The sequence below is a fragment of the Methylocystis sp. JAN1 genome (genome assembly GCF_052186135.1).
In the GTDB taxonomy this organism is placed as follows: Bacteria; Pseudomonadota; Alphaproteobacteria; order Rhizobiales; family Beijerinckiaceae; genus Methylocystis.
In genome coordinates, this window is sequence record NZ_CP181499.1 from 3,022,196 (window position 1) to 3,042,425 (window position 20,230).

General features: G+C 66.1%; 18 protein-coding genes and 1 riboswitch. Of the genes, 9 read left to right on the forward strand and 9 right to left on the reverse strand.

Features of this window, described 5'->3' with window-relative positions; all coding sequences use genetic code 11:
* The first annotated feature begins 170 nt into the window (after window positions 1-170).
* The gene (locus ACNHKD_RS14510; RefSeq protein WP_442754189.1) at window positions 171-1,946 is read left to right on the forward strand and encodes a sodium:solute symporter; all 1,776 of its coding nucleotides are present in this window, start codon (window positions 171-173) and stop codon (window positions 1,944-1,946) included.
* Here the strand turns inward: ACNHKD_RS14510 and ACNHKD_RS14515 are convergent, their stop codons facing one another.
* The gene (locus ACNHKD_RS14515) at window positions 1,947-2,513 is read right to left on the reverse strand and encodes a hypothetical protein (RefSeq protein ID WP_442754190.1); all 567 of its coding nucleotides are present in this window, start codon (window positions 2,511-2,513) and stop codon (window positions 1,947-1,949) included. It lies immediately after the preceding gene.
* Window positions 2,514-2,648: 135 nt separating this feature from the next.
* Window positions 2,649-3,761, reverse strand: a complete 1,113-nt coding sequence (locus tag ACNHKD_RS14520) for an ISAs1 family transposase (RefSeq protein ID WP_442756808.1) — start codon at window positions 3,759-3,761, stop codon at window positions 2,649-2,651.
* A gap of 241 nt (window positions 3,762-4,002) precedes the next feature.
* Here ACNHKD_RS14520 and rpsO point away from each other — a divergent pair, with 241 nt between their 5' ends.
* From rpsO to ACNHKD_RS14545, 5 genes are all read left to right on the forward strand, one after another.
* Window positions 4,003-4,272, forward strand: a complete 270-nt coding sequence (rpsO, locus tag ACNHKD_RS14525; protein WP_442754191.1) for a 30S ribosomal protein S15 — start codon at window positions 4,003-4,005, stop codon at window positions 4,270-4,272.
* Between the two features lie 233 nt (window positions 4,273-4,505).
* Window positions 4,506-6,665: a polyribonucleotide nucleotidyltransferase gene (gene pnp, locus ACNHKD_RS14530; protein WP_442754192.1), complete on the forward strand. Its 2,160-nt coding sequence runs from the start codon at window positions 4,506-4,508 to the stop codon at window positions 6,663-6,665.
* Between the two features lie 257 nt (window positions 6,666-6,922).
* Window positions 6,923-7,993, forward strand: a complete 1,071-nt coding sequence (locus ACNHKD_RS14535; RefSeq protein WP_442754193.1) for an AI-2E family transporter — start codon at window positions 6,923-6,925, stop codon at window positions 7,991-7,993.
* A 100-nt stretch (window positions 7,994-8,093) separates the two neighbouring features.
* Window positions 8,094-9,269 (forward strand): pyridoxal phosphate-dependent aminotransferase, encoded by a 1,176-nt coding sequence (locus tag ACNHKD_RS14540; protein ID WP_442754194.1) that lies wholly within the window; start codon window positions 8,094-8,096, stop codon window positions 9,267-9,269.
* A 558-nt stretch (window positions 9,270-9,827) separates the two neighbouring features.
* A complete protein-coding gene (locus ACNHKD_RS14545; protein ID WP_442754195.1) occupies window positions 9,828-10,733 on the forward strand; it encodes a hypothetical protein in 906 nt (301 codons plus the stop codon).
* 16 nt (window positions 10,734-10,749) lie between these two features.
* Here the strand turns inward: ACNHKD_RS14545 and ACNHKD_RS14550 are convergent, their stop codons facing one another.
* Complete coding sequence (locus ACNHKD_RS14550; protein ID WP_442754196.1) at window positions 10,750-11,871, reverse strand: 2'-deoxycytidine 5'-triphosphate deaminase; 1,122 nt, start codon at window positions 11,869-11,871, stop codon at window positions 10,750-10,752.
* Between the two features lie 213 nt (window positions 11,872-12,084).
* Window positions 12,085-12,163, forward strand: a riboswitch (SAM riboswitch).
* A 73-nt stretch (window positions 12,164-12,236) separates the two neighbouring features.
* Between ACNHKD_RS14550 and ACNHKD_RS14555 the strand changes: the two genes are divergently transcribed.
* Entirely contained in the window at window positions 12,237-13,430 is a 1,194-nt protein-coding gene (locus tag ACNHKD_RS14555; protein WP_442754197.1) for an O-succinylhomoserine sulfhydrylase, read from the forward strand.
* Window positions 13,431-13,534: 104 nt separating this feature from the next.
* On the opposite strand, the gene ACNHKD_RS14560 is transcribed toward ACNHKD_RS14555, so the two are convergent.
* The 5 genes from ACNHKD_RS14560 to ACNHKD_RS14580 all read right to left on the reverse strand — a co-directional run bounded on the left by ACNHKD_RS14560 (window position 13,535) and on the right by ACNHKD_RS14580 (window position 17,992).
* Window positions 13,535-13,951 carry a hypothetical protein gene (locus ACNHKD_RS14560; RefSeq protein WP_442754198.1) on the reverse strand — a complete coding sequence of 139 codons (417 nt, stop codon included), beginning with the start codon at window positions 13,949-13,951 and terminating at the stop codon, window positions 13,535-13,537.
* A gap of 18 nt (window positions 13,952-13,969) precedes the next feature.
* Complete coding sequence (locus ACNHKD_RS14565) at window positions 13,970-14,182, reverse strand: hypothetical protein (RefSeq protein WP_442754199.1); 213 nt, start codon at window positions 14,180-14,182, stop codon at window positions 13,970-13,972.
* A gap of 110 nt (window positions 14,183-14,292) precedes the next feature.
* Window positions 14,293-14,643: a DUF2946 family protein gene (locus ACNHKD_RS14570; RefSeq protein WP_442754200.1), complete on the reverse strand. Its 351-nt coding sequence runs from the start codon at window positions 14,641-14,643 to the stop codon at window positions 14,293-14,295.
* 166 nt (window positions 14,644-14,809) lie between these two features.
* Window positions 14,810-17,461: a TonB-dependent receptor domain-containing protein gene (locus ACNHKD_RS14575; RefSeq protein ID WP_442754201.1), complete on the reverse strand. Its 2,652-nt coding sequence runs from the start codon at window positions 17,459-17,461 to the stop codon at window positions 14,810-14,812.
* A 156-nt stretch (window positions 17,462-17,617) separates the two neighbouring features.
* Window positions 17,618-17,992 carry a hypothetical protein gene (locus ACNHKD_RS14580; RefSeq protein WP_442754202.1) on the reverse strand — a complete coding sequence of 125 codons (375 nt, stop codon included), beginning with the start codon at window positions 17,990-17,992 and terminating at the stop codon, window positions 17,618-17,620.
* Window positions 17,993-18,195: 203 nt separating this feature from the next.
* Here ACNHKD_RS14580 and apaG point away from each other — a divergent pair, with 203 nt between their 5' ends.
* Together apaG and argE are read left to right on the forward strand one after the other, a co-directional pair.
* Window positions 18,196-18,588, forward strand: coding sequence for a Co2+/Mg2+ efflux protein ApaG (gene apaG, locus ACNHKD_RS14585; RefSeq protein ID WP_442754203.1), 393 nt, complete (start codon window positions 18,196-18,198; stop codon window positions 18,586-18,588).
* The gene (argE, locus tag ACNHKD_RS14590) at window positions 18,588-19,745 is read left to right on the forward strand and encodes an acetylornithine deacetylase (RefSeq protein ID WP_442754204.1); all 1,158 of its coding nucleotides are present in this window, start codon (window positions 18,588-18,590) and stop codon (window positions 19,743-19,745) included. Before apaG ends, argE begins: the two co-directional genes overlap by 1 nt.
* Window positions 19,746-19,764: 19 nt before the next feature.
* Here argE and ACNHKD_RS14595 read toward each other — a convergent pair whose 3' ends face one another.
* Window positions 19,765-20,163: a hypothetical protein gene (locus ACNHKD_RS14595; RefSeq protein ID WP_442754205.1), complete on the reverse strand. Its 399-nt coding sequence runs from the start codon at window positions 20,161-20,163 to the stop codon at window positions 19,765-19,767.
* Between the last annotated feature and the right edge of the window lie 67 nt (window positions 20,164-20,230).

A 20,230-nucleotide genomic window follows, 5' to 3' on the forward strand; every position in this document is an offset into this window, starting at 1 on the left:
GGCCTTATGAACTATCCGCCACCCGTTTGTCGATGGACCGCTTCCTTCGAGACGTCGCCTCCGGCCGCTCCTCGGGATGAGGAAACCTTCCCCCGATCGCCCCGAGATCCTTGTCGCGGCGGTTCGCCCTCCGTTAATCTCTCGCGCACCCTTTCCGCGAGAGTCCCGACATGCGAGAACGTTCCGGCGAAGCATTTCTGTATGATCGCGCCATTCTCGATTCGCGCATCGCCTTCGTCACCGCCAGCTTCCTTCTCGCCTATGGCTTCACGGCGCTGCTCGACCGCGTGGGCGCGCCGGAGCGCTTCGTGGCGGCGGCGCCGCCCTGGTTCACGCTGCTCGCGCTCGCCGTAATCGGCTTCCTCCTGCATTCCATGCGGGTCTCCTTTTATTATGCCGGCGCCCGGGCCGTGCCGGCGGCCTATTCGGGCTTCGCCAACGCGGCCGTCGCGGTCGCGCTGCTGCTGCCTTTCGCGACGCGCCTCGCGGGGCGTTCCTGGGGGATGGGGATCGTCTTCGGCGCCTTTCTCGGCCTTGCGGGCGCGGCCCTCTTTCTTGCGCCGCTCTTGCGCAAGACGGGCGCCTTCTCGCTTTCGGGCCTGCTGGCCGTGCGCTTTCCGGGCGCGGCGCCGCGCTTCGGCCTCATCGCCGCCGTGGGTCTGTCGTCGGCCCTCCTCGCCATCGCCGGCGGGCAGATCGCCGTCGACGCGCTGGTCGACCTCACCGGCGCAGGCCGAGTCTTCGCGGCTTTCGCCGTGGCGGCGGCGGGGATCGTCATAGCGGGTCCCGGCGGGCTCGGCGGCGCCGTCTGGGCTGCGGCGGCCGCCGGGGGGGTGGCGCTGCTTGGTTTCGGCTGGCCCATCGCCGCGCTGGGCTTTCAAGGCGAATTGCCCGTGGGCCTGCTCGGCGGGCCGGGCTGGTCGGAGGCCGCGGCGCTCCTTGCCGATTGGCGCCTCATGCCGCCCCCCATGGGACTGGCGGTCGAGCTCGGGGCCACGCTCGCGATGGCCATGGGCGTCGGCGCGCTCGCGCCGGTTCTGGCCCCCGCCGTGACGACGGAAAGCGCCGACGGCGCGCGCGTGTCGGGCGTGGCTGCGTTGGGCTGGAGCCTCATCTTCGCCCTGCTGATCGCGGCCGCCGTCGCAGCCTCGGCGTTGAGCCTCGCCGGCTCCGTCGCTGGCCAGACGGCCGAGCGGCTGCCGGAGCCCGTCTACGCCGCGAGCGGACGCGGCCTCGTCCAGATCTGCGACGCCAGGGCCCGCACGCCATCGCAAGCCCAGCGCGCCTGCGCCGCCCAGAAAATCGCGCCCGGAACGCCGCTGCGCCCGGTAGACGTGCGTCCCGTGGATGGCGACTATCTTCTCGGCGCCCTCCCAGGCGCGACCGATCTCGGCGCGGCGGCGTCCGGCCTTCTCGCCTCGGCCATCGTCGCCTTCGGCCTCGCCCTCGCCGCCATGGGCCTGCAGGCCTGCGGCGCCGCGGTCGGGCACGACGCCCTTTACCGCCTCCGGGGCGAGGTCGACCTGACGAGCCGGCGCCTCGCCATTACGCGCTTCGCCCTCGTCGCTCTCGCGACCGCGAGCTATGCCGCAAGCGTCACGCAAATCGTGACGCCAGGCGGGCTCATCGGCCTCGCGCTCGCCATCTCCGCCGCCTGCGTGGCGCCGGCGCTGGCGCTCGTCTTCTGGAACCGCGCCGGCGACCGGGAGGCGCTGGCCGCGCTCGCCGCCGGCGCGGTCGGGCTCGCGACCGCGCTCATTATCGCGGGGCCGGCCCGCAAGATCGAGGCCTACGCCCTCTCCGCGCTCGCCGGCGCGACGCTCGCCATGGCGGCCGGCCTCCTCTCCGGTCTCGCCTCGCGCCGCGAAAAGCCCGAGGCGGACGCCTTCGTGCGCCGCCTTGTCCATGGCGACGGCGAGATCGTCGCGCCCGACAAGGGCGCCTGATCAACGACCCTCGGGCGTGGTCTTGCCCAGCGTGACCGGCCTGTCCTTGCCGCAAACGAAACCGCGCGCATGTTTGTCCGCGATTTCGCGGGCGAGTTCGTTGGCGTCCGGATTGGCGCGCGCGTCGACATAGCCGACATGGCAAACCGCGCCGGGCGGCAGACGTGTGACGACCAGCATCCGGCCGTTCGCCGTGTTCCTGTCGATCTCGGCGGGCGTCTTGTAGCTCCAGCGCATGATCGTGGCGAAGGGCTTGCCGTCGGCAAGCCGCCATTCGATCGTTCCCTTGTAGAAGTCGTTGAACGGCCCGAGCGTCTCGCCCGCCGCCGGCTCGTCGGCCGCCTTTTTCCCAAAGCTCACATACATGCGCTGATCGCCGGCGCCGAACCACATTGGCACGCCTGCATAGCCCCTGCAGCGCCAGTCGCCATAATCCTCCTCGACGCGGCCTTCGCGATGCTTGCACTCCTTGCGCACGTCGATCTGGGTGTAGGCCGACGTGATATCCTGCGCATAAGCCCCTGAAGCGGCCAGGCAAAAAAATAAGCGGAACAATAGGCGTCTCATGAATCTTCTCCTCGGGCCAAGATTGGCGCGATCGCCCCGGAACGCCAAATGCGCTGGCTCACAGGCGGGCGTTCTGATAAGTGCGCCGTTCGGCGAGCGCGCCTGAAGCGGCTCGAACGGCCTGACGGGCCAGGGCTATCGCATTTGACCGAGGACGGATCTGGCGAAGGCGTCGGACCATCCCGAGCGTTTTCGCTTCCGGCGGATGGAGATTTCGGGCCGTGAGCGTTTGAGGACATTGAGGGCGAGCTTGCGGATGGTCGCGAGATTTTCCGCCCCGTTGTCCTTGCGGTTACGGGCCCTGTCCTCGTCGAAGGTCACGTCCAGCACCCAGTGCACGCCGTTCTCGATGCTCCAGTGGGCGCGGACCGCCCTGGCGAAAGCTTCGGCGGACAGCTTCGCGGAAGACAGGTAATAGCGGCAAGATCGCGTGGTCCTGCCCTCGCGCTCGACCCTTGCATCGATCCGCCCGATGGTCGAAAGCCCCGGCATCGCCGGGCGATCCTTGTCGCCCTTTGGAAACAGCCAGCCGACATCGTGAACGACCGCGTGGCGGCGCGTTTCCACCCGGCCATGATCGGCGTCCGTCGTCTCGAAGGTCTCGGCGACGACGGACGCAGGGTCGGCGAAAAACGTCTCGACATCCTCGAGCGTCGCCGGGCGATTGGCCTTGAGCGCGAACAGCCAGTCGCCGCCGCGATCGAGCACTTTCTGCGCCGTCGGGGCGTTGCAGTGGATGGCGTCGGCGGTCACCAGCGCGCCGGTCAGGTCGAGCAGGTCGATCAGCGCCCGCGCCGCGGTGATCTCGTTGCCGCCGTCCGTCACCGCCTTCTGGCCGATGACCAGCTTGGCGTCGGCGGCGAAGGCCGTCACCACATGCAGCGCCGAGGCGCCTTTGGCCTTGTCGAAGGAGCGGCGCAGCGTCTTGCCGTCGATGGCGACGACGCCGGCGCCATCCTCTCCCAGCGCCTCCAGAAAGCGCCCGAAACAGGCTGCCAGCGCCTCCGGATCGATCTGCCGGAACAGTCGCGAGAACGTGTCGTGGCTCGGCAAGCCGTTCTCAAGGCTCAGGAACTCCCGGAACAGCTCCTCCCGGTCCTCCGCGAAGTCGGCAAATTCGACGCAGCCCTCGCAGCCGCAGATCGACGCCGTCAGCGCAATCATCAGAATATCCAGCAACTCGTGACGGGTGGCGTTGCCGCTCCGCGGATCGGGAACATCCCGCAAGATCGTGATCAACAGGCTCATCGGCTCCTCGCGAATCAGAACCAATGACAGAATCCATTCCAACGCCCCGCGCTACCTCATTTCGTCAAATGCGATTCCCCTGCCTGACGGGCGCGGCCCCCTATCCTTCCCCGCGATTTCTGCTATAAGGCCCCCGCACGCCCGGCCCCGCCGGGCGGCGCCGCTTTGTGCGACCTCGCTGGACGACATCCCGGCCTTGGCCGCTCCTTGCGGAGAACTCCCAACACAAAGGAAAAGACGGATGTCGATCACGGCCGAGCGCAAGCAGGCGCTCATCAAGGATTACGCCACCAAGGCGGACGACACGGGTTCGCCCGAGGTTCAGGTTGCGATCCTCACGGAGCGCATCGTCAACCTCACCGAGCACTTCAAGACGCATGTGAAGGACAACCACTCTCGTCGTGGCCTGCTGAAGCTCGTTTCGCAGCGCCGCCAGCTCCTCGATTACGTAAAGAAGCGGGACGAAGCCCGCTACAAGACCCTGATCGAGCGGCTCGGCATTCGCCGCTAAACACGCGTTTCGAAGGCGGCGCGACGCAAGCGCCGCTTTCGCTTTTCGGACCGCGAGCCTTCAGGCTCGCGGTCCAACTGGTCGGCGGCATGGGGCCGCCGCGCCAAACGCCGGCGCATAACCGTCATGGCAGGATCGCCGGATGCTGCGTGGTTGCAGAGTATGATCGTCGCCCGCAGCCTCTCGCCGTCTTGCTCATGACGAACCGCCGGTTCATCAGAGAAAGACAAGGTATGTTCCAAATACACCGCGAAGAACTCGACTGGGCCGGCAGGAAGCTCGTCCTCGAGACCGGCAAGGTCGCCCGTCAGGCCGACGGCGCCGTGATGGCGAGCTGGGGCGAGACCACCGTGCTCGCGACCGTCGTGTCCGCCAAGGCCCCGAAGCCGGGCCAGGACTTCTTCCCGCTCACCGTCAACTATCAGGAAAAGGCCTTCGCCGCCGGCCGCATTCCGGGCGGCTATTTCAAGCGCGAGGGTCGTCCCTCCGAGCGCGAGACGCTCGTCTCCCGCCTCATCGACCGCCCGATCCGCCCGCTCTTCCCGGACGGCTACCGTTGCGACACGCAGGTCATCGTCACCGTTCTTTCGCATGACCTCGAAAACGATCCCGACATTCTCGCCATGGTCGCCGCCTCCGCCGCCCTGACGCTTTCGGGCGTCCCCTTCATGGGCCCCGTCGGCGGCGCGCGGGTCGGCTATGTCAATGGCCAGCTCAAGCTCAATCCGACCATCGAGGAGATGAAGCTCTCCGAGCTCGACCTCGTCGTCGCCGGCACGCATGACGCGGTGCTGATGGTCGAGTCCGAAGCCAAGGAGCTTTCGGAAGAGACCATGCTCGAAGCAGTGATGACCGGCCATCGCGGCTTCCAGCCCGTGATCGACGCCATCATCCGCCTCGCCGAGCGCGCCGCCAAGGACCCACGCGATCTCGTGGTTCCGGACCACTCCGAAGTCGCGGCGCTCGTCTCCAATATCGCCGAGGCCGAGCTGCGCGCGGCCTACAAGATCACCGTCAAGCAAGACCGTTACGCCGCCGTCGACGCGGTGAAGGCGAAGGTCTTCGCGGCGATCTTCCCGGAAGGCGAGACGACGAACTTCACCAAGGAAGAAGTCGCCGAGGTCTTCAAGGAGCTTCAGGCCAAGGTCGTCCGCTGGAACATTCTCGACACGGGCGTCCGCATCGACGGCCGCGACGTGAAGACCGTGCGCCCGATCGTCGCCGAAGTCGGCGTTCTGCCGCGCACCCACGGCTCCGCGCTCTTCACGCGCGGCGAGACGCAGGCGCTCGTCGTCGCGACTCTCGGCACGGGCGAGGACGAGCAGTTCGTCGATTCGCTCGAGGGCACCTATAAGGAGCGCTTCCTTCTCCACTATAACTTCCCGCCTTACTCCGTCGGCGAGACGGGGCGCATGGGCTCGCCGGGCCGCCGCGAGATCGGCCACGGCAAGCTCGCCTGGCGCGCCATCCGTCCGATGCTGCCGGCGGCGGCTGAGTTCCCCTACACGCTGCGCGTCGTCTCCGAGATCACCGAGTCGAACGGCTCCTCCTCCATGGCGACGGTCTGCGGCACGTCGCTCGCTCTGATGGACGCCGGCGTGCCGATCAAGGCGCCGACCGCGGGCATCGCCATGGGCCTCATCCTCGAAGGCGAGCGCTTCGCGGTTCTCTCCGACATTCTCGGCGACGAGGACCATCTCGGCGACATGGATTTCAAGGTCGCGGGCACGGCGGCGGGCGTGACCTCGCTGCAAATGGACATCAAGATCGCCGGCATCACCGAAGAGATCATGCGCGTCGCCCTTGGCCAGGCCAAGGAAGGCCGCTTGCACATTCTCGGCGAAATGGCGAAGGCCATCACGTCGTCGCGCGCCGAGCTCGGCGAATTCGCTCCGCGCATCGAGACGATGAAGATCCCCACCGACAAGATCCGCGACGTGATCGGCTCGGGCGGCAAGGTCATTCGCGAGATCGTCGAGAAGACCGGCGCCAAGATCAATATCGAGGATGACGGCACGGTGAAGGTCGCGTCCAGCGACGGCAACTCGATCAAGGCGGCGATCAACTGGATCAAGTCCATCGCCTCCGACCCGGAAGTCGGCATGATCTATGAAGGCACGGTCGTGAAGACCGCCGACTTCGGCGCCTTCGTCAATTTCTTCGGCGCCAAGGACGGCCTCGTCCACATCTCGCAGCTTTCCAAGCAGCGCGTCGCGAAGACGACGGACGTCGTGAAGGAAGGCGACCGCGTGAAGGTGAAGCTGCTCGGCTTCGACGACCGCGGCAAGGTCCGCCTCTCCATGCGCTCCGTCGATCAGGACACCGGCGAAGACCTCGACGCCAAGGAAAAGGCCGAGAAGGAAGCCGCCGCCAGCGCCGCGACGGGCGAGTAATCGGCCAAGCATTCGAGAAGCGGCCGCCCGGCTTTTTCGGGCGGCCTTTTTGTTTTTGAACGCCACAACGAAAGGGGCCCCTGCTGAGCGCGCGGTCTTCCCGACTGGGCCGCATCTTCTTCCTGAGGCGCTGGCGAAGGAGGCGGAATCTGATCCCGCCGGGCCGCGCTGGTCTCTCGTAGGCGCTTTTTGCCGGTCGCTCTATCTTAGACTCGCTTCAGCCTATTTACCGAGCGAGCGGCGGAGAGGGCGCGGGGATGACGGAACCCAAGAAGTCCGAGGAGGCGGCGGGGGAACTTTTCGCGCCGCCGCAGCCGATCGACATCTTTCTTCTCGCGCGGCTCGGTTTCACCTTCATCTTCGTCGTCATCACCGCGCTCATCGTGGAGCCCTATCTCGCGAGCCTCACCTGGGCGCTCGTTCTGGCGGTCGTGTTCATTGGCCCGCACCGCTGGCTCGAAGAGCGCATTGGCCGCAACGCGGCGGCGGGCGTGTCGGTTTTTCTCATCGCGGTCATCATCGTGGGGCCGCTGTTGTTCGTCTCGGAACGCCTGATCAACGAGGCGCTGTCGGGCGTCGAATATATCCAGAACAGCATCGCCGACACGAAATGGCGGGCGTTTCTCGATGCGCATCCCTGGCTGAAATGGATCGGCGCCCAAGTGGACGTGCGCGCGCTCGCCGGACGCATCGGCGAATTCGTCACCAATATCGGCGGCGCGCTTCTCAAGCAGTCCACCGGCCAGGCGATCACCGTCCTGCTCGCTTTTTACATGTTATTCTTCTTCCTGCGCGACCGTCGGACGGGTCTCGACGCGATCATACGCCTCTCGCCCTTTTCCGCCATCGAAACGGGCAAGCTCATCGTGCGCACGCGCGACACGATCCATGCGATGATCTACGGCACGCTCACCGTCGCCGCTTTGCAGGGCGCGCTTGGCGGGTTCATGTTCTGGTGGCTCAATTTCCCTTCGCCCATCTTCTGGGCCGTCGTCATGGGCGTGGTGTCGATCGTGCCTGTGCTCGGCTCCTTCGTGATCTGGATTCCGGCGACGATTTTCCTCGCGATTGAGGAGCGCTGGGCGGAAGCCGTCACGCTCGGCCTCTGGGGCGGCGTCGTCATCTCGACCGCCGACAATCTGGTGCGCCCGCTGCTCGTCGGCGAGACGCTGCGCCTGCACACGGCCCCGGCCTTCATCGCCATGCTGGGCGGGCTTCAGCTCTTCGGCGCCGCGGGCCTGATCCTCGGCCCCATCGCCCTCACGACGACGACGCTGATGCTGGAATTCTGGCGGCGACGTTCGGATCCCGACCTGCAGGCGAAGTAGCTTCGCCCCTGCCGAAATCGCAGATGCGCCCGGGGCGCGCGCATATTAATGTGCCGCCGACGCCTCGCCAAAACCATATCCGAAAGAACTTACGCCGCACATGCGCGAATCCAGCCGGCTCACGGCCGTCCAAACGCCGATCATTCCCGTCATCGCCGATCTCATCCGCTCCACTCCGGGCGTGATTTCGCTGGGCCAGGGCGTCGTGAATTACGCGCCCCCGCCAATTGTCGCGGAGGCGATCGGGCGCTTCCTCGCCGATCCGAACAATCACAAATATCAGGGCACGTCGGGCATACCGTCGCTGCTGGAGGCGATTGCGGAGAAGCTCGACGGAGAGAACGGCGTGCGCGTCGGCGCGGCGCATGGAAACGGCGTCATGGTCACGGCAGGCGGCAATCAGGCTTTCCTCAACGTCGTGCTCGCGATTCTCGATCCGGGCGACGAGGCGATCCTTCCGGTCCCCTATTATTTCAATCATGAGATGGCCGTCACGATGGCCGGCGCCCGGCCCGTTTTGGTCCCCACAGACAGCAATTATCAGCTCGACCTCGACGCGATCGCCGCCGCCGTCACGCCGAGAACCCGCGCGATCGTCACCATCTCGCCCAATAACCCCTCCGGCGTCGTTTACCCGGAAGAATCGCTGCGGGCCGTCAATGCGCTCTGCGCGCGGCGCGGCCTCTTCCATGTCAGCGACGAGGCTTATGAATATTTCACCTATGACGGCGCGAAGCATTTCTCGCCCGCCTCCATTCCCGGAGCGGAGGCTCATACGATCTCGCTCTACTCCATGTCGAAAGCCTACGGCTTCGCGAGCTGGCGCATCGGATGGATGGCGTTTCCGGCGACGCTCGAACCCGCGCTGCGAAAGATTCAGGACACCGTGATCATCTGTCCGACCGTCGTCGCGCAATTCGCCGCGGCGGGCGCCATGTCGCTCGGGCCGAGCTTCGTGCGGGAAAAGATCCAGGCGCTCGCCGAGACGCGCGCCATGGTGCGTCGTGAATTGTCGGCGCTGGAGGCGGAGGGTCTCGCGGAAGTCCCACGAGCCGAAGGGGCCTTCTATTACCTTTTGCGCGTCAACTCCCCGCTCGCGCCTCTTCCTTATGTCACCCGGCTCATCCGCGAACACAAGGTCGCGGTCATTCCCGGCGACGCTTTCGGGTTGGAGGGCGGATGCAGCCTGCGCCTCGCTTATGGCGCCTTGCAGCCCGCGACGGCGGTCGAAGGCGTCGGGCGTTTCGTGGCCGGCGTCAGGGCGCTCCGCGGCTGATCGGCCTGCCCGACGCTCATGCGTCCAGATTGAGAACCCGCCGCGGGCGCCGCTCGATCGCCTCCGCGTTCGCGCGCTTCTCAACGCCCGCCGTCTCGAAACGCTCTCGTGCAACAAATGCGGCAGAGAGCGGTCAAGACAAAAATCATCCTTCCATTCAACGTGATGCTCGCGCCCGCCGCCATTGCAAGGAGCGTTAGCGACGACGCAATCCAGGAACCGCAATGACGCAGTCCTAGGGCAAGGCGAGGGGCCCGACGCCAATAGGGCCGACCTGCTCGCCTCACGGAGAACCAGTTTTGTCAACAGCGCGGCAAGCTCGCTCTGCCGGGAGACGCCGGTCTTGGCGAAGACGCTCTTGAGCACGGCGCGCGCGGTGTTTTCCGTGATGCCCAGCTTTTCGGCCGCCGACTTCGGCGCAAGTCCGGTCGCGACGAGCGCAGCCAAACGCGCTTCGCCAAGCGTCAAACCCAGCACGTCTCGCACAAGCGCCGGATCGGCGGGCGCTTCCGCCTCCGAATCGATGACGAGAACAATTCCGCGCGTTCGGGTGAGGAATTGCGCCTCGGCGCCGCCAAGGTCGCCGCCCACGATCGGCAGAACATAAAGAGCCAGCGGCCGGTCGGATTGTTCACGGTGGATCAGAAGCGGCCTCGGCGCCTTGCTCACATCTTCCGACGCGACGCGGATCATCCCTTCGATGGCGGCGTTAAGCGCCGCACGTTCCCGCGACGCGCCCGCAATGAGACGGCCGTTCACGATCGCGAGGCCGTCGCCAAGGAGGTGGGTCGCGGCCGGGTTGCTAAAGACGACCCGCTGAAGCGAATCGAGCGCGAACACCCCGATGCCGACGCGCGCCAAGGCTTCCGACAGGCCAAGACGGGACAGCTCGGCGTCGAACAACCGGATGCTCAGGCGAAGCGACTGCTCCGCATGGCGACCCAGACGCCCGAGCGTTTCAAGCTCCTGATCGGAAAAAGGCTCCTTCGCCTTGGCGCGCTGAATGCTGATCCAGACCTCGATGAGGGGATCGGGCGAGAGCCTCGCCGCCGCGAGCCAGCCGAGGCCGGCGGGAACAAGGAACCGGGTATAGAACGGATGCTCCTCGATCTCCCGCTCCGTCACCAAATGCCGGTCCGTGACGACATCCAGCCGAGACGCCATGCTTTTCTCGACCGCGTGCTGGGCGCGAATGTCGGCGTGCTGCCATTTCTCATAGTCTTTGGCCATCGGCGCGAGGCCCGGCGAAAGGATCGTCCCGAAGCTGCCGTTGTCGCGCACCCAAATCAGATTGGCCCCCACATCGCCCAAAACGTCGGCGACTGCCTGCAAGGCGTTCGGCCAGTTCGACGGGGCGGCGGCGGAGCCGTAAATGGCTTCCACCGCCGCGACGAATTTGTCGCCTTCCATAGCATCCGCCCCCTCTGCGGAACAGAAGGGTATCCCAAATGGGGTGGTGGGTAAGTCGGTCTTTGTAGGACTATTCGACGCGGAAATGCTTCGAGAGCTTGAGCCCCTGTCCCTGATAATTGGAGACGCCCTCCTCGCCATAGAGCGCCTCCGGCGTCTCGGCCATGCGCTCATAGACGAGGCGGCCGATGAACTGGCCGTCTTCGAGAATGAAGGGCACTTCGCGCGAGCGCACCTCCAGCACCGCGCGAGCGGCGGGCGAGCCTCTGTCCCCCGCGCCGAAGCCGGGATCGAAAAAGCCCGCATAATGCACGCGAAACTCGCCGATGGCCGCGTCCATCGGCGCCATTTCGGCGGCGAGACCTGGCGGGATGGCGAGGCGCTCGCGCGAGGCGAGGATGTAGAAATCGCCCGGATCGAGAATCAGACGCCCGTCGCGCGCTGGCAGGCGGTCCCAATAATCGTCGATCCGATAGGCGCCGATACGGTCGACGTCGATCACATCCGTATGTTTCTGCGCGCGATAGCCGATCACGCCGCCGAAGGCCGTCGAACCGAGCGCCACGCGCAGCACGACGCCGTCGCGGAGATTGAGCGGCCCGTCGACGAGCGGCGTCCGACCGTGAATCTCCGCCAGCGCGGCGTCCGAGAGCGCGAAGCCGCCCTGCCCGGCCTGCGGCCGCGCGCGGAAGCGGAGCTGATTGAGCCGCGAGCCCTTGCGCACGCGCACCGAGAAGCTGCGTGGCGAGACTTCCGCATAGAGCGGGCCGGAATAGCCCGGCTCCACATCGTCGAAGCGCTCGCCCCGGTCTGTGATGAGTCGGGTGAAGATATCGAGCCGGCCGGTCGAGCTTTTGGGATTGGCGGCGCCTGAAACGGCGGGTGCGAGCGCCAGTCCTTCCATGAGCGGCACGACATAGACGCAGCCGCGTTCGAGGATCGCGCCCTCGCCTTCGAGCGACATCTCGTCATAGGCGAGGGCCGACAATATGTCCCCGACGCCGCGTCCGTTTCCGGGCAGGAAGCTCGCGCGCACGCGATAGGCTTTGGCGCCGAGCCGCAAATCGAGGCTTGCAGGCTGGATCTGCCCATGCGCGAGCGGCGCGGCGGCGCGAATGGCGCCCGTCTCGACCATCGCCTGGATTTGCCGGCTGGAGAGGACACCGCCCTGCGTTTTGCCCAAAGGCGTCATGGCGCCGATCCCTGACCCGAAACAAACCGCCCGCAATCATACAGGCGCCGCCGCGAGCCAAAAAAGGCCGGCGCCCCGCCCTTTCGAATAACCTTTACAGGGCCGCGGGTCCATCTCGGGTCGATTCAAAAACGCGCCGACATCGGCGAAGATCCGCAGCCCCAAGCGGCGAGGTCAAAGAGGCGATTGACAGTCCCGCCGCCATCCTGGATTAGTGGGAAACGTGGTTATTTGAGCCGGCCGGCTTGCCGCCACGAAAAACAAAGCGCTAAAAGGCCGGGTCTCCCGCAGGAAACCCGTATTTTGGCTCGCGCGCGCGACGGCGCGCTCACGATTTGGCGCATGCGCGCCCGAGGGAGAGAAGAATGACCGACGCCCCGCGCAAGCTGAAGCCTGCGACGCTGCTCGTCCATGGCGGGACGACGCGCTCTCCCTTCGGCGAAATGTCCGAAGCGCTCTTCCTGACTCAGAGTTTCGCCTATCCGACGATGGAAGCCGCCGAGGCGCGTTTCAAGGGCGACGATCCGGGCTTTATCTACTCCCGTTTCTCCAACCCCACCGTCGCCATGTTCGAGCAACGCATGTGCCTGCTCGAAGGCGCCGAGGCCGCGCGCGCCACGGCGAGCGGCATGGCCGCCGTCACCGCCGCCATGATGGCGCAGGTGAAGGCCGGCGACCATGTGGTGGCGGCCCGCGCCCTCTTCGGCTCCTGTCTCTATGTGGTCGAGGACCTGCTGCCGCGCTTCGGGGTGGCGTCGACCCTCGTCGACGGCGCGGACCTTGCCCAGTGGAAGGCCGCGATCCGGCCCGAAACCAAGCTCTTCTTCCTCGAAAGCCCGACCAATCCAGGCCTCGACGTCTATGATCTCAAGGCGATCGCCGACCTCGCCCACAATGCGGGCGCCCGGCTCGTCGTCGACAACGTCTTCGCGACGCCGCTCCTGCAGAAGCCCTTCGACTTCGGCGCGGATGTCGTCGTCTATTCGGCGACCAAGCACATTGACGGCCAGGGGCGCTGTCTTGGCGGCGTCATCCTCTCCTCGCGGGCGATCGTCGAGGAGAACATCCACAATTTCCTGCGCCAGACCGGCCCGGCCATGTCGCCCTTCAACGCCTGGGTGATGCTCAAGGGGCTGGAGACTCTTCCGCTGCGGGTCAGCCATCAGGCCGCGAGCGCCGCAAAAATCGCCGACTTCCTAGCGGAGCAGAAAGGCGTGGCCAAGGTTCTCTATCCCTTCCGCAAGGACCATCCGCAGGCGGAGCTGGCGCGCAAGCAGATGCTCGGCGGCGGCACGCTGGTGAGTTTCTTCCTGGAGAGCAAGGAGAAGGCCTTCAAGCTCGCCAACGCCTTGCAGGTGATCAAGATCTCCAACAATCTCGGCGACGCCAAGAGCCTTGTCACCCATCCGGCGACGACGACCCATCAGCGCCTCACCCCCGAGGCCCGCGCCACGCTCGGCATTACCGACGGGATGCTGCGCCTGTCGGTCGGACTGGAGGACGCCGACGATTTGATCGAGGATCTTGCCGCGGCGCTGGCGGCCGCCGGGCGCGCCTGACGCGCCGCGCTCCCGACCAGCGCGACGGCTTCCGCGCCGCGACTCGAGATTTGCGTCGACGCCCCAAGGAGGCGCAAGCGCCGACGCAAATCCGCTTTCAGGGCTTAGGTCAGGGAGGACGGCGGCGCCCGCGCCCGGTTAGACAAACGGGGCCTGGGCGTCGGCGCGACGCGGTCCGCCACCAATCCGAGGCGGAGGGAGTCGCCAGGGATGGGCGTCGCGCCGACAAGACCGGGCCGCGCCGCCAATGGCGCGACTCCGCAGCAGAGCGTCTGGCAGAGAACGCAATCGATGCCGCGGTCGCTGGCGGGGCCCGGCCGCCCCGATTGCGCGTCGGGCATGGGCCCGCCCGACGCGAAACACACGAAGACCGACGCAACCTTGTCCGGGCCCGCGCGCAGGCCAAGCGCGAGCGACGCCGCAAAGGGCGCGCTCGTCAGCATGGCGGCGAACAGCAGCAGCGTGCGCGCAAAGCGGCCCGCCGCGCCGGCGCGCGGGGTGGCGGAGAAAGAAAGCGTCATCGTCTTGATCGATCCTCCTTACGAGGCGAGGCGGGCGAAGCGCGCCCGGCGCTCAAGATCGATCAGCCGGATCGCCCCTTTTCGGGCGTCCCGCCACATGGCGATCACCGGCGCGATAGCCGGAGACGCCGAGGCGACGCGATCCTGTTCGCGCCGCTCCCGTTCTTTCAGAGTTTCGAGAGTCGATTGCGCCAACGCGCAGTCACGACCGCTCGGCCGCTTTTTGCTCATGAGAATTCTCCCGCAGCGCCGCTTGAGCGGCTCATATCGTCGCTCGGTCATGGGGATGCGCGCGCTTTATGCGCTGCCGGCGACATTCCGATGACACGAAATTGCGAAGATCAGGAGAAACTTGGCGGCGCGCGGGCTTGCCGGTCGTAATCGCGCGGGGGCGCGGGCAAGGCGCGGTCCGCCACCGTCCAACGGAAGTCCCTCCATTGGACGGGCGCCATGCCAAGAACAACCGGACGGGCCGCGACCGGCGCGACGCCGTCGCAGAAAGCCTGACAGAGCGGACAGTCATGGCGACCGTGCGCGCGCCCCGGCGCTTGGTGGTTGTCGTGCCCCGGACTGCCTGCTTTCAGGCAGATTTCGCTCAGGACATGCGCATCCGCCCCGCGCGCGGCCGCGACGCCGCTCGCGACCGGCAAGGCCTGCAGGGCCAACGCCAGCACGAACAAGATAGTCGGCAACCATCTGCGGGGCATGAAAACAAATACCTGAGCCATGAATTCGCGCGGACTTGCCGCGCGCTTTCATAGAAGCAAAAACACGCCGCCTCGACAAGCTGCTAATCGAGCGCCGGGAAGATTGCGGCAAGACGCCGCACGCATCGACATGCGCGCGGCGCCCGCGCTCCTAACGCACGCCCGGAGCGCCGCCAACGCCGCCGCCGAGGCCCGCGACCGTGGTGGAGCCTCCGTCCTCGCCGCCGAGGTCGTATTTCAGGCCGAAAAAGAAGGTGCGCTGGTTATAGGGATTGGGATTCACGTAGTATTTCCAGCGGCCGATATTGTCGACGCCGACCGTCGCGGTCCAGTTGGGCGCGATCTTGTAGTTCACCTTGGCGTCGAAAACGAGATATTCGCTGTCCACGCTGCCATAATTATTGTGGTTGAAATCGACATTATTGAGCGTCACGAAGGCCGCCGAGGCGTAACGCGCGCCGAATGACATCGACCAGTCCTTCGTCGGACTATAGCTCAGAACTGAACGGATGCGGATGCGCGGAACACGCGGATATTGCATGCCGTTCAGTAGAATGCCGCCCGCTGTCGGGAAGGGCGAACCCGATGCGCCGCCGGTGAAGGACAGCGCGTTGCCGTTGGAGACGATCCTGGCGTCGACGAAGGTCACGCTGCCGGAATAGTCGAGGCCGGGCGTCATGATGTCCTTCATGACGATCGCTCCCTCGACTCCACGGAAAACCGCCTTGTCGAGATTGGTGTTTTGCGAGACGATCTGGCCGGTGGGACCGATCGACGACTGGTTGACGATGGCGTTCCAGCGGTCGTCCAGGAAGAGGCTGACGCGCGGATTGAACAGGCCAACCCTGCCGTCGAAAGCGTCGACCTTCCGATATTCGCCCGTGAGGTCCCAGGACGTCGAAATTTCCGGCTGGAGGTTGGGGTTGTTGAGCGTGATGGAGTTCGCCGTCGTAATCGACTGAAAAAGTTCGTTGACGGTTGGGAAGCGATAGGCGCGCCCCATCGAGCCGCGCGCCTGGAATTCAGGCGTCACCTGATATTCGATCGCGGCCTTCGGCGAGAACGAACTCTTATAAGTGTCGGGAAAATAGCCGCCGGCGGCGGCTGCGCGCGCGACGGGAACGATCCCCGGGGCGCCCTGATTGCCGGTCGTAAGACCGCCTGTGAAGTTGGAGCCGTTATATGCGTGCCAGAACTCTCCGCGGGCGCCGCCGATGAATTTCCAGTCAGGCAGGAATTTCCAGGCGTCCTGGATGTAGACGGCGCGCGTCTCCGTCTTGCCGTAGTTCACGCCGGTGAGCGCCATCGCGTAATTGTTGCCGGCGAAGGGCGTGAGGGTCGTAACGGTGTTCAATGAGTACTGGTCGGCATGGCCGCCAAACGAGACCTCGTGCTTGCCCTGCAATTTCTGCTCGGGCCGCCAGATGAAGCGCATGTCCCCCGTGCGCCAGTATGTGCCCGTGTTGACGGTGTTCTGCCCGGTCGTATTGATGTTGTAAGCAGTAGCGGCGTCGTTCGGACGCAGGCCGTAGGAGGTCGCGTTCTGCGAGAAATCACGCAGGAAGTTGTAGGACGTCGCCGAGAAATCGAAGTCGAACACGCCCCCCGTGTCGCGCTTGAGCGAAGCGGCCTGCATAAGATGGGTCGAACCGCCCCAGCCCGGATTGACGCCGCCCGGCGTGACGGCGAAAGGCCCGATCGCGATGCGGCCGCTCTGCGTGTTGTATATCGGAACGCCGTTGCGGTCCCAGATGAAGCTCTGAACCGTGGTTTTGTTCTCGAGATTCCAGACGCCGAGCGTATAGGTCGCGCGCACCAGCGGCGCGATGTCGTAGGAGACCTTCAGCTTGCCCATGTCGGTCGTCACGCGGTCGGCGCCGGCGGCGCCGGTAATGATGCGCGGATTGCCGTTCTGGTTGTTGTCCTCAAAGCCGCCGAAGAAGCGCGTGCCGTTCGTGGGCGCGAAGGGCGTCATGAAGTTGCCGGGGAAGGTCTGCGCCTGCCCCTGCGAATCGAGATGGTCGTAGGCGAAGAAGTAGCGGAAGTCCCCGATGCGGTCGCCGATGAGGAGATTCGCGTTGCCCGCAAGATTGGTTTCGTCGCGCGCATAGAGGCTGAAAGGCTGCACCGAGCCAGTCGCCTTGGCGTGCAGCTCGAATTTCTCCGGCATGCGCGTCGTGATGGCGAGCACGCCGCCGATCGAGTTGCCGGGATACAGCGCCGAGAACGGACCATAGATGACGTCGATGCGGTCGATCTCTTCCGGCGAGACCATGCCCCAGCGCGGCGGGAAGTTAAAGCTGTTGCCGAGCAGGTTCGAAAGAAGGATGTTGTCGGCGTAGACGAGCGTCTTGGCGCTTTCGATCGTGCCCGTGGTGCGGCCGGAGACGATGGCGTTGCGGTCGCCGATGTAACGCTCGCGGATCAGGAGCGACGGCATGTATTTGAACGCCTCCGCCGAGGTCATCACATTCACCGTCTTTTCGATTTCCTGACGAGTGCGCGATTCGACCACCGCCGGAACGTTCGCCGGGATCGTGCGGCTGAAGGGGGCGGGCTTCGGCTCGGCGTAGCGATCCGGACCGGCGACGGCGGCGACGGGCGCCGTGACGGGGCCGGGAGCCGGCGTGGTCACTCTCGCAGGCCCCGTGCTGCGGGCCGCCGACGGCCCGGGCCGCGCAGGTCCGCGCGCTCCGCCGATATTGATGGTGGGGAGAGACTGCTGCGCGACGGAAGCGGTCGCAAGGACAAGGCAGACTGCGTTGATGGAAGCGGCGCCGAGGAGATGGGCACGACGGATCATGGTGGCGGTTCCGAATGCGTCGGCATGCGTCCCTGCGACCTCAATTCCCGGCGACGGGGCGAGGCGCGGGCGACAGCGTGCGGATCGGACTTGAGGGATGAGCGGCCGGGCCGCGCTGGCTTGAATTACGTTGAGCGCGCCGACGATCTTCGGGCGTTACGCTCTAAGGAGGGCCGCCGGGGGGCCGCGCGCGAAGCGGGCGTGAAGGATGCGCGCCGCAACGCTGGAAATATTGGAGAAGACAAAGCCTGCCGACGTGACCGCCCGAGGCGCCGACAGTTCCGGCGCGAACGTCGCATCAAGTGAGACCGACGGCGGCCCCGCGCAAAGCAGGCAGGACTCGCACATCTGACCCCGGCCGTCGCGACGCGCGTCTCCCGCAACGTCGGTTCCGTCATGTTTCAGGCAGTGCGCGGACGCCCCGGCTTCGAGCGGATCGGTCGCGGCGCGTGCGACGCCCCAGCCGCCGGCGACGGTCTGCATGACCATCGTCAGGACAAGGATCAGAACGCGCAACGAGGACAACCGCATTTTGTTCTCTGGACCAGAGTTCGCAGAGTCATCGCTTAGGCGGAGCCGAATTCCAAGAATACAAACGCAATGTCGAGGAGAAATCTGAATGGATGTGTCCAAATTGTCACAAATCGCCCGCGCCCGTGAGACATTCTTCCGCGCCGACGGCCCGAGAAAAGACGTTCCCCTTTGCGAAAAGCCGTTTTAAGCTCCGGCCCGCCATGTACATCGCCATCACCAGAGATATCCAGGTCACGGCGCTGCCGGACTTCCTGCCCGATCGATCCGACCCAGATCAGGGCCGGTTCTTCTGGTCATACACGATCGAAATCGCAAATCTCGGCCGCACCCGCGTCCAGCTCCTGTCGCGCCACTGGATCATCATCGACGCCAATGGCAGGCGCGAGGAAGTGCGCGGGCCGGGCGTGATTGGCGAACAGCCGGTGCTCGAACCCGGCGAAACCTTCCGCTACGCGTCGGGATGTCCGCTGACGACGCCGTCCGGCCTGATGCAGGGCAGTTATCGGATGGTCACGGATTCGGGCGAAACCTTCGACGTCGAGATTCCGGCCTTCTCGCTCGACAGCCCCATGTCCAACCCGACGTTGAACTGATGGACGCCCTCGAACGCGCAATCGAGATGACCGCCCGGCTTGTGGCTTTCGACACCGAAAGCTCGAAGCCGAACCTGCCCCTCGTCGATTTCGTGGAGGGCTATTTGCGCCAGCAGGGCGTGCCCTTCTCGCGCGCGCCCAACGCCGCCGGCGACAAGGCGGCGATCTTCGCCACCATCGGGCCCAACGTAGCGGGCGGCGTCGTGCTGTCGGGCCATACCGACGTCGTGCCGGTCGAGGGGCAGGAATGGAGCTCCGACCCCTTCACGCTTCGGCGCGACGGCGGACGGCTCTACGGCCGCGGCGCCGTCGATATGAAGGGCTTCGGCGCCGTCGCCCTGGCGATGATCCCGGAGTTCAAGAAGGTCGCGCTGTCGCGTCCCATCCATATTCTCCTCAGCTATGACGAGGAGACGACCTGTCTCGGCCCGCTCGACATGATCGCGCGGCTCGGCGTTGATCTTCCACGTCCCGACGCCGTCATCGTGGGCGAGCCCACCTCGATGCAGGTCGCCGACGCGCATAAGAGCGTGACGACCCATGTCGCCCGCGTGCGGGGCTTCGAGATCCACTCGGCCAACCTTCATCGCGGAGTCAGCGCCGTGCATGTCGCCTGCCGGCTCGTGACCGAGCTCGAGCGCATCGGCGACGAGATTCGCGCCGAGGGCGACCCTTCCGGCCGCTTCGACCCGCCCTTCTCCACCGTCCATGTCGGCGTCATCAAGGGCGGCACGGCGCGCAACATCGTCGCCAAGGATTGCGAATTTGAATGGGAGTTTCGTGGCCTGCCCAACGCGGACCCCATGCTCGCGCAAAACCGGCTCGCGCCCTATGTCGAGTCGCTGCGCCAGACCGTCTTTGCGAATTTCCCGCAATCTGGAATCGATCTCGATACGCTGGTGAAAGTGCCGGGGCTCGCGCCGCAGCCGGGGTCGAGCGCGGAGACCCTCGCGCTGCGCCTCGCCCGCCGCAACAACACGATCGCCGTGCCTTACGCTACCGAGGCCGGGCATTTCCAGCGCGCCGGCGTGCCCACCGTCGTCTGCGGTCCGGGCCGCATCGACCAGGCGCATCAGCCCGACGAATATATCGACGTCTCGGAGCTCGCCGCCTGCGTCGGCTTCATGCGCGCGCTGGCGAAGGAGCTGGAGGCCTGACGGCCTCCAGTCGATTTTCTCAGTCGCAGATCCATTTCCAGTTCTGGCGCCAGGGGCTCCGGCGCCAGCAGGCGCCGACGCCCGGCGCCCACCAGCGGCCGCGCCACCAGCGCTGACCGCCAGGGCCGCCGCCCCAGCCGGGACGCGGGCCCGAGCGATAGGGGTCGCCATAGCCCTGGCCGCCATATTGCTGACCGCCATATCCCTGGCCGCCCTGGCTGCGCCCGTCGCGCTCATAGCCGCCGGGCGGGCGGCGCCGAGCGTCGTCGTAGCCGCCGCGACCATCGTCATAATCGCCCTCCGCACCGTTGTAACCGCCGCCACCATAGCCGCCGCCGCTCCAGCCCTGCGACTGCGCCGCGACGGTCATCGCGCCGGTCGCCACGACGGCGAGCGCCAAAGTCCTCCAAGCAACCATTCCTGTCCCTTTCCAGCCCTCTTGACGCTTCCGCGCCGATTCCGCCCCGGACGGAGGTAACGGAAAA

Coding starts and splice junctions, on each gene's coding strand:
- apaG (WP_442754203.1), top strand. CDS start 18,196: ATGTACATCGCCATCACCAGAGATATCCAGGTCACGGCGCTGCCGGAC.
- ACNHKD_RS14550 (WP_442754196.1), bottom strand. CDS start 11,871: ATGACGCCTTTGGGCAAAACGCAGGGCGGTGTCCTCTCCAGCCGGCAA.
- ACNHKD_RS14510 (WP_442754189.1), top strand. CDS start 171: ATGCGAGAACGTTCCGGCGAAGCATTTCTGTATGATCGCGCCATTCTC.
- ACNHKD_RS14560 (WP_442754198.1), bottom strand. CDS start 13,951: ATGACGCTTTCTTTCTCCGCCACCCCGCGCGCCGGCGCGGCGGGCCGC.
- argE (WP_442754204.1), top strand. CDS start 18,588: ATGGACGCCCTCGAACGCGCAATCGAGATGACCGCCCGGCTTGTGGCT.
- ACNHKD_RS14520 (WP_442756808.1), bottom strand. CDS start 3,761: ATGAGCCTGTTGATCACGATCTTGCGGGATGTTCCCGATCCGCGGAGC.
- rpsO (WP_442754191.1), top strand. CDS start 4,003: ATGTCGATCACGGCCGAGCGCAAGCAGGCGCTCATCAAGGATTACGCC.
- ACNHKD_RS14535 (WP_442754193.1), top strand. CDS start 6,923: ATGACGGAACCCAAGAAGTCCGAGGAGGCGGCGGGGGAACTTTTCGCG.
- ACNHKD_RS14565 (WP_442754199.1), bottom strand. CDS start 14,182: ATGAGCAAAAAGCGGCCGAGCGGTCGTGACTGCGCGTTGGCGCAATCG.
- pnp (WP_442754192.1), top strand. CDS start 4,506: ATGTTCCAAATACACCGCGAAGAACTCGACTGGGCCGGCAGGAAGCTC.
- ACNHKD_RS14555 (WP_442754197.1), top strand. CDS start 12,237: ATGACCGACGCCCCGCGCAAGCTGAAGCCTGCGACGCTGCTCGTCCAT.
- ACNHKD_RS14515 (WP_442754190.1), bottom strand. CDS start 2,513: ATGAGACGCCTATTGTTCCGCTTATTTTTTTGCCTGGCCGCTTCAGGG.
- ACNHKD_RS14580 (WP_442754202.1), bottom strand. CDS start 17,992: ATGCGGTTGTCCTCGTTGCGCGTTCTGATCCTTGTCCTGACGATGGTC.
- ACNHKD_RS14575 (WP_442754201.1), bottom strand. CDS start 17,461: ATGATCCGTCGTGCCCATCTCCTCGGCGCCGCTTCCATCAACGCAGTC.
- ACNHKD_RS14595 (WP_442754205.1), bottom strand. CDS start 20,163: ATGGTTGCTTGGAGGACTTTGGCGCTCGCCGTCGTGGCGACCGGCGCG.
- ACNHKD_RS14540 (WP_442754194.1), top strand. CDS start 8,094: ATGCGCGAATCCAGCCGGCTCACGGCCGTCCAAACGCCGATCATTCCC.